We start from the raw sequence: 17,910 nt of genomic DNA on the forward strand, positions 1-17,910 counted from the left end.
GCCGTGCTGGCCGCCGGCGCGGTCATGACCGCCGCCCCCGCCCTGGCCCAGCAGGCCCCGCCCGCCAACCAGACCATTCTGGTCCAGCCCGAGACCCCGACCCTGAACCTGTCGGCCCATGGCGAGGTGCGCGCCGCGCCGGACATGGCCAGCATCAATTTCGGCGTCATGACCGAGGCGACCACCGCCGCCGAGGCCATGGCCCAGAACCGCACCCGCATGAACGAGGTGATGCGCGCCCTGCGGTCCGCCGGGATCGAGGAGCGGTTCATCCAGACCTCGGGCCTGAACCTGTCGCCGCAGTATGACTATGTGCAGAACGAGCCGCCCCGCCTGCGCGGCTATCAGGCGTCCAACCGGGTCACCGTTGAGATTCGTGATCTGGAGCGTGTGGGCTCGACCGCCGACGCGGTGGTGAACGCCGGGGTCAACCAGATCGACGGCATCAGCTTCGGCCTGATCAACCCTCGGCAGGCCGAGGATCAGGCCCGCATGGCCGCCGTCCAGGCGCTGCAGGCCAAGGCCAATCTGTACGCCAATGCGCTCGGTGTGCGCCTCGCGGGCATCCGCAACCTGTCGGAAGGCGGCGGCTATGCGCCCCAGCCGCAGATGTTCGCCCGTATGGCGGCCGCGCCCATGGACAGCATGGAAAGCACCAGCGTGGCGCCCGGCGAGCTGACCATCCGCGTCAACATCAACGGTGTTTACGACATCGTGCGATAAGGCTACGCGCCAGACAACAAAAAGGCCCGCCGCCCGGCGGGCCTTTTCAATTGTGCATCAGGAACGCGCTCAAGCAGCGAGCGTCCGCGGCGCGAGCGTTAGCGCACCAAAAACGCGCTCAAGCAGCGAGGCGCCGCGCGCCGAGCGTTAGCGCACCAGGAATGATCAAGCCGCGTCCTTGATGTGGTTGCCGTCGTCCAGGAGCACCACATTGGGCGTGTAGTTGCGCGCCTGTTCGGCGGGCAGCTGGCCATAGGTGACGATGATCACCTTGTCCTTCTTCTGCACCAGACGGGCGGCGGCGCCGTTGACGCCGATGACGCGGGAGCCGCGCGGCGCCTCGATGGCGTAGGTGGTGAAGCGCGCGCCGGTGGTGATGTTCAGCACATCCACCTGCTCGTGCGGATAGATGTCGGCGGCGTCCAGCAGATCGCGGTCGATGGCGATGGAGCCCTCGTAGTCGAGGTCCGCCTGGGTCACCGTCGCGCGGTGCAGCTTGGATTTCATCAGGGTGACCAGCATGGGGAGCTCCGGCCTCCTATGTCCGTGGGCGGGGGCACGTCCCCCGTTGGTGGCCCGCATATAGGGGTTTCGAAGCCCGTCTTCAATCAGGACTGCGGCGGTGCAGCATTGAAGTTCGCGCGTTACGGGACGTTCATTTGACGGTGACGGGTCAGGCCCTATGGTCCGGGGTGGCCTCCTACTGGCCGAACGACGGTTTTCAGGAATCCGATGAAGCAGTTCGCACTCACCATCGCCGGGGTCTTTGTCGGGCTTCTGTTGTTCATTATTGGAATTCCAGTCCTTCTGATCGCTTCCGCCGCCGGGTCGTCCAAACCTGCGGTGCCGGCCCAGGCGGTGCTTGAGCTGGATCTGCGCGGCGGCCTGACCGACCAGGCGCCCACCAATCCCTTCGCCGGGTTCGGCGGGTCGGGCCTGTCGGTGATGCGCGTCGTGGACGTGCTGGCCCAGGCCCAGGACGATGACCGCATCAAGGTGGTGCTGGTGCGTCTGCCGGAAAGCGGCATGACCCCGGCCTCGGCCGACGAGCTGCGCCAGGCCATCCAGCGCTTCCGCGCCTCGGGCAAGCCGGTGATCGCCCACTCCCAGGGCCTGATGCCGCTGGGCGCGGTGGTCTCCACCTACATGCTGGGTGCCTCGGCCAGCGAGTTCTGGATGCAGGAGAACGCCAGCTTCCAGGCCACGGGCCTGGCCAGCGAGGAAATCTTCTTCGGCCGCGCCTTCGAGCGTTACGGGATCACCGCCGATTTCGAGCAGCGCTACGAGTACAAGAACGCGGTCAACACCTTCACCCAGAGCGGTTTCACCGAGTCGCACCGCGAGGCGGCCGAAGGCTGGATGACCTCCATCTATGAGAGCGCCCTGGCCAACGCCGCGAGCGACCGCAGCATGGAGCTGGACGCTCTGCGCACCGCCTTCGAATCCGGCCCCCACACCCCGGCCGAGGCCGAAGCCCTGGGCCTGATCGACAACACCGGCGGCGTGCATGAAGCCGAGGCCGAGGCCCGTCGCCTCGCCGGCGACAACGGCCGCATCATCCGGTTCAGCGAGTATTCGAACGCCGTGGGCGAGCGCACCGGCTCGGGCCGCAACGCCATCGCCATCGTCGGCGGCGAGGGCGCCATCCTCACCGGACGCAGCTCCGCCGATCCGTTCGGCGCCGGATCGATGATGAGCTCCGACGACATCGCCGCCGCCATCTATGACGCCATCGAAAACGACTCCGTCCGTGCCATCGTCTTCCGCGTCTCGTCGCCGGGCGGCTCGCCGGAAGGCTCCGAACAGATTCTGGACGCGGTGCGCGCGGCCAAGGCGGCGGGCAAGCCGGTGGTTGTGTCCATGGGCGCCTATGCGGCCTCGGGCGGCTACTGGATCTCGTCCGAGGCCTCGGCCATCGTGGCCCAGCCCTCGACCCTGACCGGCTCCATCGGCGTGTTTGGCGGCAAGTTCGTGCTGGACGAGGCCCTGGGCCGGTTCGGCGTGGACATCAGCGGTCTGACCGTGGGCGGCGAATACGCCGACGCCTTCACCACCGAGCGGCCCTTCAACCAGGCCGAGCGGGCCGCCTTCTCCGGCTGGATGGACCAGGTCTACGAGGACTTCGTCACCCGCGTCTCCACGGGCCGCAATCTGCCCGCCGCCCGGGTGCGCGAGATCGCGCGCGGCCGCGTCTGGACCGGCGCCCAGGCGCGCCAGCTGGGTCTGGTCGACGAGGTCGGCGGCATCCATGAAGCCATCCAGCGGGCCAAGGCCCTGGCCGAGATCCCCGCCGATGAATCGGTGCGCTTCCGCCGCTATCCGCGTCCCCTGTCCACCTGGGAGGCGCTGGGCGAAGCGTTCGGCTCGTCCAGCGAGGCGGCCGAGACCCTGGTTCGCGTGGGGGCCGTCATGGACGACCCGGACGTCCAGGCCGTGATGGCCCGGGCCCGGGCCGAACGCATGCGCTCCCAGGGCGCCGTGGTCATGGCCGATCAGCCCCTGCGCTGACACACTCACCTGTGAGGGGATGTCGCATTGACGGCGTCCCCTCGCGGACCGACATTGCCGTTCAAGCGTTGAGCAGGATCACCGCCTCTTCAGTGATCATTCATGACGGCGTCCCCAAGGTAGCTCATGACCCAGTTCCAGACCCGCTTCACCCGCATCGGCTTCACCACGCGTCCCGCGCGCGGATCGGGGCTGATGGGCTCGGTCATGTGGCTGGGCGGCATGATCGCCGCCGGGATCGCCGTGACCATCGGCGCCCTGCTGGCCATCTTCACCGCAGCCGCCGTGGCCGTGATCGCCCTTGTCGCCGGCATCGTGATGTTCCTGACCGGCTTCGCCCTGCGCGCCCGCCGTTCGGCCCGCGCCCGCACCGCCGCGGCCGGCCCTGACGGCGTGATCGAGGCCGAGAAGGTGGGCGACACCTGGGTGGCCCACGGCTGGGAACGCCAGGGCCGCTAACCTGCGCTTCCCATCAGGCGCGGTCCGGTCGAATATGACCCCATGACCGCCCTCGACTTCATCGACGCCCCGACCCCCAACACCGACGCCCGGCGCGCCCCGCCGGACATGATCCTTCTGCACTACACCGGCATGCAGACCGGCGCCGAGGCGCTGGACCGCCTGCGCGATCCCGAGGCGCGCGTCTCGGCCCACTATGTGGTGGAGGAGGACGGCCGGGTGTTCCGCCTGGCGCCCGAGGAACGCCGCTGCTGGCATGCGGGCGTGTCCTGGTGGAAGGGCGACACGGACATCAACGCCGCCTCCATCGGCATAGAGATCGTCAATCCCGGCCACGAATGGGGCTATCGCGCCTTTCCGGAGGTCCAGATTCAGACGGTGCTCGCCCTGGTCGCCGACATCCGATCGCGCTGGACCATCAGCGACGATCGCATTCTGGGGCATTCCGACGTGGCCCCGCGCCGCAAGACCGATCCCGGCGAACTGTTTCCCTGGAAGCGGCTGGCCGAGGCCGGCCATGGCTTGTGGTTTGAACCGGCCGCCGAACGCATCGCCGCCCTGGGCCCGCCGCTGGGGCCCGGCGACGAGGGTCTGGGCGTTCACGTGCTTCAGGCCGGGCTGCACCGCTTCGGCTACGAGCCCGCGCCGTCGGGGGTCTATGACGAGGACACCCGTGTCGTGGTCGAGGCGTTTCAGCGCCACTGGCGGCCCGAGAAGGTGGACGGCATCGCCGACGGCGAAACCCGCGCCCGTCTGATGGGTCTTCTGCAATTGGCCCAGGTCGAGACACTCACCGGCGTGCTGCCATAAATTCGACTTTAGCGTGTAGCATGGTGAAAAGCGCGACGTTTCGGCGTGAACGGCTGTCGCCGCACGTCACCCTCTGCTAGCGGGACTTCATGATGATCACCCCTCTGCTTTTCGCCCTGACCCTGTTCGGACAGACCGCCCAGGAGCCGCAAACCGCGCCCGACACCCCCGTGACCGAGGTGGATGAAGTCACCGTTACGGGTCAGCGTGTGCGGGAGGCCGTGAACAACTTCCTCGACGAGGTCACGGATCCGCCGCGTGGTCGGGGGCCCGCACGCTGGAGCGACAGCGTCTGCGTGGGCGCGGTCAATCTCAGGCGCGAGTCAGGTCAGTACGTGGTCGACCGGGTCTCCGAGGTCGCCCTGGATCTGGGCCTGGATATCGGTGAGCCGGGGTGCAGCCCCAATATCCTCGTCCTCGCCACCGAGGACGGCCCGGGCCTGGCGCGGGCCCTGGTCAGCGAGCGGCCCTATGCGTTTCGGCCGGGTTATGCCGGCGCGTCCCAGAGCCGCGCCAGCCTGCAGCGGTTCCAGTCCACTGAGCGCCCGGTGCGTTGGTGGCACGTGAGCTTGCCCGTGGACGCCGACACCGGCGTCGCCGCCGTGTCGATGCCGGGCGAGGGCCCGGCCATGGTGAGCGTTCAGGGCAGTCTGTTGCGGACCGAAATTCGCAATGACCTGACGCGAGCCTTCATCATTGTCGATTTCGTCAGGGCGGAGGGCGTCAGCCTGGAGCAGCTGGCGGACTATGTGGCCATGGTCGCCTTCGCCCAGGTCGACCCCGAGGCGCGGACCCTAGCTTTCGACACCATCCTAAACCTCTTCGAGGATGAAGCGGCGCCGCCGCGCATGACCGATTGGGACATGGCCTATCTCAGATCCCTGTACTCGGCCGAGCTGAACCAGAGATCATCAAGCGCCCAGCGCGGAGCCATCGCCTCGTCCATGAGCCGGGACCGTGAGCGGGCCGAGCCCCAGGCCGAGACCGACGACGAATAGCCTTCTGAAGATCATCCCCGGCGTGTTAGACTGACCACGCCAGACGGCCGGGCGGTCGCGGCGGGCCAGGAGAGATCCTGTCTCGTCGAGGAAAGTCCGGGCTCCACGGTGAAAAGGCGGCGGATAACTTCCGCCCGGGGTGACCCGAGGGACAGCGCCACAGAAAGCAAACCGCCTTCTTCGGAAGGTAAGGGTGAAAGGGTGGGGTAAGAGCCCACCGCGTCTTCGGCAACGCAGACGGCACGGCAAGCCCCGCCTGGAGCAAGACCGAATAGGGACGTCGCGCGGCCTCGGCCGCAGGGCTCACCGCCTGGGACGTCCGGGTAGGTCGCGAGAACCGGTCAGCAATGGCCGGTCCAGAGGAATGATCGTCGCCGGTCTTCGGACCGGAACAGAACCCGGCTTACAGGCCGTCTGGCATTTCAACCCCGTTAACCGGTGAGGCGCCCATGTGGCGGGCACAGTCATCCACAGGCTGTGAATACTTATTTGTTCTACGAATGTTCTGAAAGTTAACAGAAACGGCCGCCCAGATCGGGTCTTCATGGTTAAGAAGTGTCAACTAATCCCATTGTCTCCCAACTGATCCCATGATACCCCAATAGCGAACCTGGGGAGGGTCGGCATTGTGTCGGTCCGCATGCGGCGACGGGTGTCGGGACGGATCGACGGATCCGAGGCGGGCAAGGGTGTTTCTCTCAACCCACGAGAAGCAGCTGGACGCAAAACGGCGCCTGCAGGCGCCGCAGGAATTCCGCACCGCCGAAAACGGCGCCGTCACGGGCCTCTATTGCTTTCCCTCCATCGAGGCTGACTGCCTGGAGGCGGGCGGCGAAGGGTTCGTGGCCGCCTATCGCGCCTTCATCGACAGCATCCCGTTCGGCGACCCCTTCCGCGCGGCCATGGAAAGCCAGTTCTACGGCGGACTGAAGCAGCTCTCCTACGACACCGCCGGGCGCATCACCCTGACCGAGGCCCTGGTCGAACGCGGCGGCCTCACGTCCGAGGTGGTGATGGTCGGCCTGGGCGACCGCTTCCAGATCTGGGACCGCGCCCGCTGGCGCGAGCATGAGGCCGAGCAGCGCAAGCTGGCCCAGCAGGCCATGCGCGAGATGGGCGAGGCGCGCCGCCGCGCCAGCCTGGCCGTACGCGGGGAGGGCGGCTGATGACCTCTCCCCACGCCCCCGTCCTGCTGGATGAAGTGATCGAGGCGCTGGACCCGAAGCCGGGCGACGTCATGATCGACGCCACCTTCGGCGCCGGGGGCTACACCCGGGCCATCCTGGCGCGCGGCGCGGCCGTGGTGGGGCTGGACCGTGATCCCACCGTGCGCGCCCACGCCGACAAGGTCGCCGCCGATTTCCCCGGCCGGTTCGAGCTGAAGCAGACGCCCTTCTCCGGCCTGTCCGCCGCCTTCGCCGAGACCGGCCATGACCGTCTGGACGGTGCGGTGTTCGACATCGGCGTCTCGTCCATGCAGCTGGATCAGGCCGAGCGCGGATTCTCCTTCATGCGCGACGGCCCGCTGGACATGCGCATGTCCAGCGAGGGCGAGAGCGCCGCCGACATCGTCAACAGCTGGGACCACGGCCCGCTGGCCCACATCCTCAAGCTCTATGGCGAGGAGCGTCAGTCCGGCCGCGTGGCCACGGCCATCCTGCGCCGCCGTGTCGAGCGGCCCTTCACCCGCACGCTGGATCTTGCCGAGGTGGTGGAGAAGGCCCTGGGCGGCCGTCGCGGGGCCCCGATCCATCCGGCCACCCGCACCTTTCAGGCCCTGCGCATCGCCGTGAACGACGAACTGGGCGAACTGACCGCCGGTCTGGAGGCGGCCGAGGCGACCCTCGCGCCCGGCGGACGGCTGGCGGTGGTCACCTTCCATTCGCTGGAGGACCGCATCGTCAAGGCGTTCCTGACCGAGCGCACCGGCAACACCCCGGGCGGCTCGCGCCATGCGCCGCTGCAGATCGAGACCCGCGCGCCCAGCTTCACCCTGATGTTCAAGGGCGCCCGCGAGGCCGGGGAGGCGGAGCGCGCCGGCAACCCCCGCGCCCGCTCGGCCCGGCTGCGCGCCGCCGTGCGCACCGAGGCGCCCGCCTGGGGGAGGATGGCCGCATGACCGCCGTCCTGCGCTCCGTGTTCGACTGGAAGGTCCGCGGCTTCCGCGTGACCGAGATCATCGGCGTGGCCATCCTGGCCGCCGTCGTCGTGTCCGTCTATTTCGTGAAGGCCCAGGCCGCCCGCCAGAGCGCCGAGATCGCCACGCTTCAACGCGACATCAGCGACGAACGCCAGCGCGTCCGTCTGCTGACCGCCGAGACCGCCCGCCTGGAAGAGCCGGGTCGGCTGGAGGCCCTGTCGCGTCAGGCCGGTCTGGCGCCCATCTCCGTGGAGCAGCGCGCCGATCTGGACTCCTTGCCCGCGCTGGCGTCCGGACAAACGACGCCCGAACCCGCCGATGTCGAAGCGGAGGCCGCCCAGTGAGTTCGGTCGAACCGCGTCACATTCCCTCCGCGACGCCGTCCTGGCGCTGGCTGACCGGCCTGATCTGGTGGATCGAGCACGCCTTCGAGCGCGCCAAGGCGGACCAGCGGCCCGAGGAGGACACCCGCGTCCGCATCGCCCTGATGCTGATCGTCTTCAGCGTCCTGTTCATCGCCCTGGTCGGCGGCGCGGGACACGCGGCCCTGCTGTCGGGCGACCCTGGCGCGGGCGGCTGGCGCGCCGGTCCTGTGCTGGCGCGCGGCGACCTGACCGACCGCAATGGAAACCTGCTGGCCGCCAACATCCGGCACTACGGCCTCTATGTGGAGCCCGCCGAGGTCTGGGACCGCGAAACGGCGCTGGAGGCCATGAGCGCCGCCCTGCCGCGCCTGCCCCACGACCGGCTGCGCGAGGCGCTGTACGGCGACCGACGCGTGGTGGTCATGAACGGCCTGACCCCGCCCGAGCGCGCCGCCCTGCACGACCTGGCCCTGGGCGGCGTCTATTTCGAGGCCGAGAATGCGCGGGTCTATCCGCTGGGCGGCTCTGCGGCCCATGTCATCGGCTTCGCCGGAGAACGGGGCGTCACCGGCGCCGAACTGGCCTTCGACCGCGAGATCCGCCGCGCCGGAGCGACGGGCGAGGCGGTGCCCCTGTCCATCGACCTGCGGGTCCAGGCGGCGCTGGAGAACGAGCTTTACGCCGCCGCGGCCGAGATGGGCGCGCGCGGCGCGGTCGGCGTCATCACCAACATCCAGACCGGCGAAGTCCTGGCCATGGCCAGCTATCCGAACTTCGACCCGAACCGCCGGGGCGAGACCGGCGACGCCGAACTGAACCGCGTCACCTCCGCCCACTACGAAATGGGGTCGGTCTTCAAGGCCTTCACCGTCGCCGCTGGCCTCGACACTGGCCAGGCCGACATGACCACCACCTTCGACGCCTCGGACCCGCTGCAGATCGGCAACCGCACCATCCGCGACTTCCACGCCCAGAACCGCGTGATGACGCTGGAGGACGTGTTCCTGCACTCGTCCAACATCGGCACCTCGCGCCTGGCCATCGAGATGGGCGGCGACACCATGCAGCGCTATTTCCAGGATCTGGGCCTGCTGGACGCCGCGCCCATCGAACTGCACGAATCCGCCGCCCCGCGCCGTCCGGTGAACTGGCGCGACACCACCCTGGCGTCCCTGTCCTTCGGCTACGGCATCATGGTCACCCCCGCACAGGCGGCGGCGGCCATGGGCTCGCTGCTGAACGGCGGCCGCTATGTGCCCCTGACCCTGCGCCCCGCCGACGGCCCCCATCCCGGGTTGCGCCGCGTGGTCAGTGAGGACACCTCGCGCGAGATGCTGGCGCTCATGAGGGCGAATGTGGTGCGCGGATCGGGTTCACGCGCCGACGCGCCCGGCCTGCGCGTGGGCGGCAAGACCGGCTCGGCCAACAAGGTGGTCAACGGCCGCTATGACCCCACCGTCGCCATCGGCACCTTCGCCGCCGTCTTCCCCACCGACGGGCCGCTGGATGCGCCGCGCTACATGGTCTTCATCCTGATGGACGAGCCCCAGGGCTATCCGCGCACCGGCGGCTTCGTCGCCGCGCCGGTGGCCGGGCGCGTCATCGACCGCATCGCCGGCTTCCTGAACGTGGGGCGCGGCGCCGACCGCTGGCGCACGGCGACCGGCGCGCCCATCCCCCAGCCCGAAGACCGCGCGGGGGCCGCCCAGTGAGCCTGCTCGACGCGCGCCCCGAGATGCGTCTGTCCGACCTGCTGCGCCGCGACGTCGGTCACGACCCGGTCATCACCGGCGTGACGGCCGACAGCCGCAAGGTCGCGCCCGGAACCCTGTTCGCCGCCATTCCCGGCGCGTCGGCCGACGGCCGCGCCTATATCCCCCAGGCCCTGTCGGCGGGCGCCGCCGCCATTCTGGCCCCCAGCGACACGCCGGGCGAGGCCGCGCCGGTGCTGGTGCCCTGCGGCGATGTGCGGCGCTCCTACGCCCTGGCCGCGCGGAGCTTTTTCGGGACGCAGCCGAAGACCTGCGTGGCCGTCACCGGCACCAACGGCAAGACCTCGGTGGCCGCCTTCTGTCGCCAGATCTGGACCCTGCTGGGCATCGAAGGGGCCAGCGTCGGCACCCTCGGCGTCTGGCACGGCGACCAGGCCCTGACCCGCGCCAGCCTGACCAGCCCGGACGCCGCAGACTCGGCCCGAATCCTCTCCAAGCTCGCCGGGCGCGGGGTCACCCACGTGGCGCTGGAGGCGTCTTCCCACGGGCTGGAGCAGCGCCGTCTGGACGGCGTGTCGCTGAAGGCCGCCGCCTTCACCAACCTGACCCAGGACCATCTGGACTATCACGGCGATATGGAGACCTATCGCGCCGCCAAGCTGCGCCTGTTCGACTCCCTGCTGCCGCGCGGCCGCACGGCGGTGCTGAACGCGGATTCGCCCGCCTACTCCGGTTTCGCCGCGCACGGCTTGATGGCGGGTCTGTCGATCATGGGCGTGGGCCAGCGCGGCCGTGACCTGGGCCTGATCGCCCGCCAGACGACCAGCGAGGGCCAACGCCTGACCATTGACGCGAAGGGCGAGGTCTTCGAACTGATGCTGCCGCTGGTCGGCGCCTTTCAGGCCTCCAACGCCCTGGTGGCGGCGGGCCTGTGCATCGCGGCCGGCGAGGCGCCCGACCGCGTGCTGGCGGCGCTGGAGCATCTGCAGGGCGCCGAGGGGCGCATGCAGCATGTGGCCACGGGCCCCCGGGGCGGCGACGCCTATGTGGACTACGCCCACACGCCCGACGGCCTGGAGACGGTGCTGACCTCCCTGCGGCCCCATGCGACGGGCCGGCTCATCGTGGTGTTCGGCTGCGGCGGCGACCGGGACCGGGCCAAGCGGCCCCTGATGGGCGCCATCGCCCAGAAACTGGCGGACGTGGCCATCCTGACCGACGACAACCCGCGCTCCGAGGATCCCGCAGCCATTCGCGCGGACGCGAAGATCACCGCCCCCGACGCCATCGAGATCGGCGACCGGCGCGAGGCCATCCGCCACGCCCTGTCCATGATGCGCGACGGGGATGTGGTCGTGGTCGCCGGAAAAGGGCATGAACAGGGTCAGATCGTCGGCGGAATCACCCATCCCTTCGACGACGCCCAGGAAATCGCCGAGGCCCTGAAGGAAGACGCGTGATGCCCCAATCGTCGGGGAAAGACCCCCTCTGGACGGCCGTCGACATCGCCGTCGCCACGGGCGGCCGCATGGACGGCGCCGGGTTTCAGGCCCGGGGGATCACCTTCAACAGCAAGGAAGTCGAGCCCGGCGACCTGTTCGTGGCGCTGAAGGGAGCGCGCGACGGCCATGAGTTCGTCGCCTCGGCCTTCGAGGCGGGCGCGGCCGGCGCCCTTGTGGAGCGGCCCGTCGACGGCGGTCCCTGCATCGTGGTGCCCGATACGCTGAAGGGGCTCGAGGCGCTGGCCGCCGCCGCCCGTGACCGGGCGCCCCAGGTGCGGCGCGGCGCAGTCACCGGTTCGGTCGGCAAGACCAGCGTCACCCAGGCCATCAAGGCGGGTCTCGATCTGGCCGGTCCCGCCCACGCCTCGGTCAAGAGCTTCAACAACCACATCGGCGTGCCCCTGACCCTCGCCCGCATGCCCGCGGATGTGGAGCGGGCCGTTTTCGAGATCGGCATGAACGCGCCGGGCGAGATCGCGCCCCTGTCGCGCATGGTCCAGCCCCATGCCGCCTGCGTCACCACCGTGGGGCCGGTGCACATCGAGGGCTTCGCCGACGGTGAAACCGGGGTGGCCAATGAAAAGGCCGCCGTGTTCGAGGGCCTGGGGCCCGGCGGCGTGGCGGTGATCAACGGCGACAACGACTGGGCGCCCCTTCTGCGGCAGGCGGCCCTGCGGGCCAGTGCGCGGGTGGTCAGCTTCGGCGCCTCGGCCGACGCCGACGCCCGGCTGATCGATTTCACGCCCAATCCGGACGGTGCACGGGTCGAGGCTGAGATCTTCGGCCGCCATTATGTGTTTTCGCTCAAGCAGTCCGGTTTCCACTGGGGCCACAATTGCCTGGCCGTCATCCTGATGCTGGACGCCCTGGACGTGCCCGTCGAGACGGCGCTGGAGGCCCTGTCGGAATTCCAGCCGCTGGCCGGACGGGGACAGAACAAGAGCGTCGCCATTCGCGGCGGTTCCTTCCTGCTGATCGATGAAAGCTACAACGCCAACCCCCTGTCCATGCGGGCCGGCTTCCTCAGCCTGGGCGCGCGGCCCGTGGCGGCTGGCGGGCGGCGCATGGTCGCCCTGACCGACATGCTGGAGCTGGGCGACCAGTCCGAGGCCCTGCACGCGGGACTGGCCGAGACCATCGACGCGGCGGGTCTGGATCTGGTCCACACCGCCGGCCCGCAGATGAAGCGCCTGCATGACGCCCTGCGCCCCGAGCGCCGGGGCCTTTGGCGCGAGACCGCCGCCGACCTGGCCGAGGCCCTGGTCGAGGAAGTGCGGCCCGGCGACATCGTCATGGTCAAGGGATCGAACGGCTCGAAGGCTTCGGCGATCGCCGCGGCCCTGGCCGACATGGAGCGTCGCCGCGACGCGCAAGAGGGCGCCGCCTCATGATTTATCTGCTGTATCTCTACTACGCCGACGTGGCCCAGGCTTACCCTCTGCTGAACTTGGTCCAGTACCAGACCGTGCGCGTGGGTCTGGCGCTGGTCACGGCCATGATCGTGGCGGTGGCCATGGGCCAGCGCTTCATCGACTGGATGCGGGCGCGTCAGGGCAGGGGCCAGCCCATCCGCGCTGACGGGCCGGAAAGCCACGTTCTGACGAAGCAGGGCACGCCCACCATGGGCGGGCTGATGATTCTGGCAGGCATCGCGGCGGCTGTGCTGCTGTGGGGCGATCTGACCAACCCCTACATCTGGATCGTCTCGCTGGTGACCGCGGCCTTCGGCATCCTCGGCTTCATCGACGACTACGCCAAGGTGACCAAGCAATCCTCCGCCGGCCTGACCTCGAAGCAGAAGCTGCTTGCCCAGGTGGTGGTGGCGGTCATCGCCGGGGTCCTGACCGTGGTCTGGATGCAGATCTCGCCCACCTCGCCGGGTCTGGAGACCTCGGTGGCCTTCCCGTTCTTCAAGGAAGTGCTGCTGAACATCGGCTGGTTCTATGTGGTGTTCGCCGCCGTGGTCATCATCGGGGCGTCCAATGCGGTGAACCTGACCGACGGCCTCGACGGGCTGGCGGTGGTGCCGGTGATGATGGCCGCCGCCGTGTTCGGCATCATCAGCTATCTGGTCGGCAACTTCCTGTTCTCGGAATACCTGCAGGTGCACCATGTGCCCGGCGCGGGTGAACTGGCCATCTTCTGCGCCGCCATCATCGGCGGGGGCATGGGCTTCCTCTGGTACAACGCCCCCCCGGCCAAGATCTTCATGGGCGACACCGGATCGCTGGCGCTGGGCGGCGCCCTGGGTGCCATGGCCGTGGCCACCAAGCATGAACTGGTCCTGGCCATCGTCGGCGGCCTGTTCGTGGTCGAGGCCCTGTCGGTGATGATCCAGGTGGCCTACTTCAAGGCCACCGGAAAGCGCATCTTCCTGATGGCCCCCATCCACCACCATTTCGAAAAGATGGGCTGGGCCGAATCCACCGTGGTGGTCCGCTTCTGGATCGTGGCGGCGATGCTGGCCCTCGTCGGCCTTTCGACCCTGAAGCTGAGATAGCCATGATCACCGTCCCCGGTTTTGAAGGGCGGCGAGTCGCGGTCTTCGGGCTGGGGCGCAGCGGCCTGACCGCCGCCCGCGCGCTGCAGGCCGGCGGCGCCGAGCCCGTGCTTTGGGACGACAGTCTGTCCAGCCGACTGCAGGCCGAGGCCGAAGGCTTCGCGGTCGAGGACCTGTCCCGCGCGGACTGGTCGGACTTCGCCGCCCTGATCCTGTCGCCCGGCGCGCCCCTGACCCATCCCTCGCCACACTGGACCGTCCAGATGGCCAAGGACGCGGGCGTGCGGGTCATGGGCGACATCGAGCTGTTCGCCCGCGCCGTGTCCGCCCTGGCCGAGGTCGAGCGGCCCAAGGTCATCGCCATCACCGGCACCAACGGCAAGTCCACCACCACCGCCCTGATCGGCTGGATCCTCCGGCAGGCGGGCCGCACGATCCATGTGGGGGGCAATATCGGCATCGGCGTCCTGGCCCTGCCCGAGCCGACGCCCGACGCCATCTATGTGATCGAGGTCTCGTCCTATCAACTGGACCTGACCAGCCGCTTCGGGCCGGACGTTGCGGTGCTGACCAACATCAGCCCGGATCATCTGGATCGTCACGGCGGCATGGCGGGCTATGTGGCCGCCAAGCGCCGCATCTTTCAGGAGCAGCCGCCCGGCGGTGTGGCCGTGATCGGTGTCGACGACCCGTACAGCCAAGGCGTGGCCCGGGGCCTGTCCGCCTTCGTTCCGGTCACCGTGGCTGCGCCGGACAGCGACGACGAATGGACGCCCCGCGTTGATGACATGGACGGCGTCGGCCTGCGGGGCGGTTGGCTGATGGACGGGGACGAGCGCGTCGCCGATCTGTCCACGGCGGTCTCCCTGCCGGGCCGCCACAACGCCCAGAACGCGGCCTGCGCCTACGCCGCCGTGCGCGCCGTGGGCCTCAGCCGCGACGAGGCCGTGCGGGGCCTGCTGACCTTCCCCGGACTGGCACACCGGATGGAGCCGGTCGCCCGGCTCGGCCGCGTGGTGTTCATCAACGACTCCAAGGCCACCAACACCGACGCGGCGAAACAGGCCCTGGCCAGTTATCCGCGCGTCTGGTGGATCGCCGGCGGCCGCGCCAAGGACGGCGGGATCGCCGACCTGGTCCCGCTGTTTGGGCACATCGCCCACGCCTATCTGATCGGTGAGGCGGCCGACGCCTTCGCCGCCGAGATCGACGACGCGGCGCCCGTCTCCCTGTGCGGCGACATCCAGGCCGCCGTCGCCGCGGCCGCCCGTGACGCGGCCGACTGGGCCGAGGCCAACGATGAGGACGCGGTGGTGCTGCTCAGCCCAGCCGCCGCCTCCTTCGACCAGTATCCGGACTTCGAGGCGCGGGGCGAGGCGTTCCGCGCCGCCGTGCTGAGCCTCGGCGCCGTGCCGCCCGTGATCGAGGATGCCGCGTCATGACCGTGAACAGCTACGCCCATCCGTTCTCGCGCAACGACACCTCGCCCATCGCCCAGTGGTGGTGGACGGTGGACAAGGGCCTGCTGGCGGCCGCCTCCACCCTGATCTTCCTGGGCGTGGCCCTGTCCTTCGCCTCCAGCCCGGCCGCGATCCGGGCCGATGAGTCCATCACCGATCCCTTCCACTACGCCTGGCGCATGATCGTGTTCGCGGGGGCCGGGGGCGGGGCCATGCTGATCGCCTCCCTGCTGTCGCCGCGCGGGGTGCGGCGCATCGCCGTGCTGGCGCTGATCTGCGCCATCATCGTCATGATCCTGCTGCCCTTCATCGGCAACGAGGTGAAGGGCGCCGCCCGCTGGATTAACCTCGGCCCGTTCGGCCTGCAGCCGTCGGAGTTCGCCAAGCCCGGCCTGATCGTCTTCGCCGCCTGGATGTTCGCCGAGGCGCAGAAGGGGCAGGGGGTGCCGGGCGTCTCCATCGCCTTCGCTGTCTATGTCCTGACCGTGGGCCTGCTGGTGATCCAGCCGGACATCGGCCAGACGCTGCTGATCACCACCACCTTCATGGCCGTGTTCTTCATGGCCGGGGTGCCGATCCGCTGGATGGCGGTGCTGGGCGGCATCTTCATGGCCGGATTGGTGGCGGTTTACGTGGTGTTCGACCACGTGCGCGACCGGGTGGCCAAATTCCTGTCGCCGGGCGCCGCCGACACCTATCAGATCGACCGCGCCTCCGAGGCCATCTCGGCCGGCGGCCTGCTGGGCCGCGGGGTGGGCGAGGGCGTGATGAAGCGCAACGTGCCCGACCTGCACACCGACTTCATCTATTCGGTGGCGGCCGAAGAGTTCGGCCTTGTCTTCTCGCTGATCTTGATCGCCCTCTACGCCTTCATCGTGCTGCGCGGCCTGTCGCGCGCCATGAAGCTGGCCGACCCGTACCAGCAGACGGCGGCGGCGGGCCTGTTCATGCTGATCGGCCTGCAGGCCACCATCAATATCGCGGTCAATCTGAACCTGATCCCCACCAAGGGCATGACCCTGCCGTTCGTCAGCTATGGCGGCTCGTCCATGCTGGCCATGGGTCTGACCATGGGGTTCGCCCTGGCCCTGACCCGCCGTCGTCCGGGCGCCTATGAACCGGGCGCCTTGCTGCCGCGCAACCGCCGTCGCATCCTGCCGCGATGAGTCCTTCCCGAGTTTGCGTCCTCGCCGCCGGCGGCACCGGCGGCCACATGTTCCCCGCCGAGGCTCTGGCCCGGGAGATGGCCGCGCGCGGCTGGCGCATCGTGCTGGCCACCGACCGGCGCGGCGAGCAGTACGCCCACGGCTTCCCCGCCGAGGAGCGCCTCGATCTGGACGCGGCCACGGGCTCAGGCCCGCTGGGCATGCTCAAGGCGGCGAGCGCCATCGCCCAGGGCGTGCTGCAGGCCCGCAAGGCGTTCGACCGTCTGAATCCGGCGGTGGTCGTCGGTTTCGGAGGCTATCCGTCCGCCCCCGCCCTTCTGGCCGCCATCAGCCAGAAGCGGCCCACCCTGATCCACGAACAGAACGCCGTGCTGGGCCGCACCAACCGCTGGCTGGCCCCCTATGTGGATCAGGTGGCCTCGGCCTTCCCGACGCTGGAGCGGGCGCCCGACAAGATCCGCGCCCCCATTGAGGTGGTCGGCATCCCCGTGCGCGCCGAAATCCGCGCCCTGCACGACCGCGCCTATGTGGCGCCCGACTACCGCATCCGGGTGCTGGTCACGGGCGGCAGCCAGGGCGCGCGCATCCTGTCCGAGACCGTCCCTCGCGCTCTCGCGACCCTGCCCGAGACCCTGCGCGCCCGGCTCAAGGTGGAGCAGCAGAGCCGCGCCGAGTCACTGGAGGCCGCGCAGCAGATATACCTTGAGGCCGGAATCGCCGCCGAGGTGGCGCCTTTCTTCCGCGACATGGCCGCGCGCCTGTCGGGCGCCCACCTGGTGATCGGCCGGGCAGGGGCCTCCACGGTGTCCGAGCTCGCCGTCGCCGGCCTGCCCTCGGTCCTGATCCCGCTGAAGATCGCCACCGACGATCACCAGCGCGCGAACGCGAAACTGCTGGCCGATGCGGGCTCCGCCTGGGTCATCACCGAGGACGACCTGACGGTGGACAGCCTGACCGCGGCGGTTCAGTCCCTGCTGTCCAGTGCGTCGGGCCTGGCCGCCCGCGCCGCCGCCGCCCGCTCCGTGGCCATGCCGGACGCCGTGAAGCGCCTGGCGGACATCGCGGAGCGCACCGCCCGGCTCTAGTTTCCCGCTTCGCGCAGCCGGAAATATTCCTGCGACAGCTCATAGGCCTCCTGTGGTCCCGAGAACGGCTCGCCGTCCCGGAAGTCCTCGCAGGCCGCCTGCACCAGACGCTCGCGGACGGTCCCTGGCTCCGCCTGCTGCGCCGGACGGATCGTGTGCTGGCCGTACTCGTACTGCATGGCGTCGAAGAACTCGGCCCGCGTCGTGCGGGTCGTGCGGGCCACGCAGTCCACCTCGACGCGATAGGCCGTCCCGTCCCAGTCCGGCTGCTCGGGGGTGCGCGGATAGAAGTGCCACCACCACATGGCGCGACCGCCGTCGGGGTCCACATCAACTGTCCCGCGCGCGTGGAGATTGGCGCCCTGCACCGCGACCAACTCCAGCACCTCGTCCCGGGATTGCTGATCCGGGTTCCGCTCCGGCTGGGCGAGAGCGGCGGCGATCAGGGCGGCGGCGAGCATCGACATGGTTGTCTCTTCAGT

The 17,910-nt window shown here is 69.5% G+C and carries 17 protein-coding genes and 1 other RNA gene; 16 read left to right on the top strand and 2 right to left on the bottom strand.

Annotation, left to right across the window (positions count from 1 at the left end):
• On the top strand, positions 1 to 723 hold a 723-nt coding region (locus tag IWC96_RS02465; protein WP_370541075.1), incomplete at its 5' end, for an SIMPL domain-containing protein.
• A gap of 165 nt (positions 724 to 888) precedes the next feature.
• Here IWC96_RS02465 and panD read toward each other — a convergent pair.
• Positions 889 to 1,245 carry an aspartate 1-decarboxylase gene (panD, locus tag IWC96_RS02470; protein WP_196838295.1) on the bottom strand — a complete coding sequence of 119 codons (357 nt, stop codon included), beginning with the start codon at positions 1,243 to 1,245 and terminating at the stop codon, positions 889 to 891.
• Positions 1,246 to 1,455: 210 nt separating this feature from the next.
• Here panD and sppA point away from each other — a divergent pair, with 210 nt between their 5' ends.
• From sppA to murG, 15 genes are all read left to right on the top strand, one after another.
• Complete coding sequence (sppA, locus tag IWC96_RS02475; RefSeq protein ID WP_021697018.1) at positions 1,456 to 3,231, top strand: signal peptide peptidase SppA; 1,776 nt, start codon at positions 1,456 to 1,458, stop codon at positions 3,229 to 3,231.
• A 126-nt stretch (positions 3,232 to 3,357) separates the two neighbouring features.
• Positions 3,358 to 3,690, top strand: coding sequence for a hypothetical protein (locus IWC96_RS02480; protein ID WP_021697017.1), 333 nt, complete (start codon positions 3,358 to 3,360; stop codon positions 3,688 to 3,690).
• Positions 3,691 to 3,732: 42 nt separating this feature from the next.
• Positions 3,733 to 4,500 carry an N-acetylmuramoyl-L-alanine amidase gene (locus IWC96_RS02485; RefSeq protein WP_021697016.1) on the top strand — a complete coding sequence of 256 codons (768 nt, stop codon included), beginning with the start codon at positions 3,733 to 3,735 and terminating at the stop codon, positions 4,498 to 4,500.
• A gap of 89 nt (positions 4,501 to 4,589) precedes the next feature.
• Positions 4,590 to 5,498 (top strand): hypothetical protein, encoded by a 909-nt coding sequence (locus IWC96_RS02490; protein ID WP_021697015.1) that lies wholly within the window; start codon positions 4,590 to 4,592, stop codon positions 5,496 to 5,498.
• A gap of 39 nt (positions 5,499 to 5,537) precedes the next feature.
• Positions 5,538 to 5,920: RNase P RNA component class A (rnpB, locus tag IWC96_RS02495), an RNA gene on the top strand.
• Between the two features lie 267 nt (positions 5,921 to 6,187).
• Entirely contained in the window at positions 6,188 to 6,664 is a 477-nt protein-coding gene (locus tag IWC96_RS02500) for a division/cell wall cluster transcriptional repressor MraZ (protein WP_021697014.1), read from the top strand.
• A complete protein-coding gene (gene rsmH, locus IWC96_RS02505) occupies positions 6,661 to 7,617 on the top strand; it encodes a 16S rRNA (cytosine(1402)-N(4))-methyltransferase RsmH (protein ID WP_148291451.1) in 957 nt (318 codons plus the stop codon). Before IWC96_RS02500 ends, rsmH begins: the two co-directional genes overlap by 4 nt.
• Positions 7,614 to 7,982, top strand: a complete 369-nt coding sequence (locus IWC96_RS02510) for a cell division protein FtsL (protein WP_021697012.1) — start codon at positions 7,614 to 7,616, stop codon at positions 7,980 to 7,982. The genes rsmH and IWC96_RS02510 overlap by 4 nt, the downstream gene beginning before the upstream one ends.
• On the top strand, positions 7,979 to 9,715 hold the full coding sequence (locus IWC96_RS02515) for a penicillin-binding protein 2 (protein WP_021697011.1): 1,737 nt from the start codon (positions 7,979 to 7,981) through the stop codon (positions 9,713 to 9,715). Before IWC96_RS02510 ends, IWC96_RS02515 begins: the two co-directional genes overlap by 4 nt.
• Before the next feature lie 23 nt (positions 9,716 to 9,738).
• The gene (locus IWC96_RS02520; RefSeq protein WP_045318935.1) at positions 9,739 to 11,175 is read left to right on the top strand and encodes a UDP-N-acetylmuramoyl-L-alanyl-D-glutamate--2,6-diaminopimelate ligase; all 1,437 of its coding nucleotides are present in this window, start codon (positions 9,739 to 9,741) and stop codon (positions 11,173 to 11,175) included.
• On the top strand, positions 11,175 to 12,608 hold the full coding sequence (gene murF, locus IWC96_RS02525) for a UDP-N-acetylmuramoyl-tripeptide--D-alanyl-D-alanine ligase (protein WP_021697009.1): 1,434 nt from the start codon (positions 11,175 to 11,177) through the stop codon (positions 12,606 to 12,608). Before IWC96_RS02520 ends, murF begins: the two co-directional genes overlap by 1 nt.
• A complete protein-coding gene (gene mraY, locus IWC96_RS02530; protein WP_196838296.1) occupies positions 12,605 to 13,717 on the top strand; it encodes a phospho-N-acetylmuramoyl-pentapeptide-transferase in 1,113 nt (370 codons plus the stop codon). Before murF ends, mraY begins: the two co-directional genes overlap by 4 nt.
• 2 nt (positions 13,718 to 13,719) lie before the next feature.
• Positions 13,720 to 15,159 carry a UDP-N-acetylmuramoyl-L-alanine--D-glutamate ligase gene (murD, locus tag IWC96_RS02535; protein ID WP_021697007.1) on the top strand — a complete coding sequence of 480 codons (1,440 nt, stop codon included), beginning with the start codon at positions 13,720 to 13,722 and terminating at the stop codon, positions 15,157 to 15,159.
• Entirely contained in the window at positions 15,156 to 16,343 is a 1,188-nt protein-coding gene (gene ftsW / locus IWC96_RS02540; RefSeq protein ID WP_021697006.1) for a putative lipid II flippase FtsW, read from the top strand. Before murD ends, ftsW begins: the two co-directional genes overlap by 4 nt.
• Positions 16,340 to 17,428 (top strand): undecaprenyldiphospho-muramoylpentapeptide beta-N-acetylglucosaminyltransferase, encoded by a 1,089-nt coding sequence (murG, locus tag IWC96_RS02545; protein WP_196838297.1) that lies wholly within the window; start codon positions 16,340 to 16,342, stop codon positions 17,426 to 17,428. The genes ftsW and murG overlap by 4 nt, the downstream gene beginning before the upstream one ends.
• On the opposite strand, the gene IWC96_RS02550 is transcribed toward murG, so the two are convergent.
• Positions 17,425 to 17,895 carry a hypothetical protein gene (locus tag IWC96_RS02550; RefSeq protein ID WP_021697004.1) on the bottom strand — a complete coding sequence of 157 codons (471 nt, stop codon included), beginning with the start codon at positions 17,893 to 17,895 and terminating at the stop codon, positions 17,425 to 17,427. The genes murG and IWC96_RS02550 overlap by 4 nt on opposite strands.
• Positions 17,896 to 17,910 lie beyond the last annotated feature (15 nt).

This window comes from Brevundimonas sp. BAL450, assembly GCF_015767455.1.
GTDB lineage: Bacteria > Pseudomonadota > Alphaproteobacteria > Caulobacterales > Caulobacteraceae > Brevundimonas > Brevundimonas abyssalis.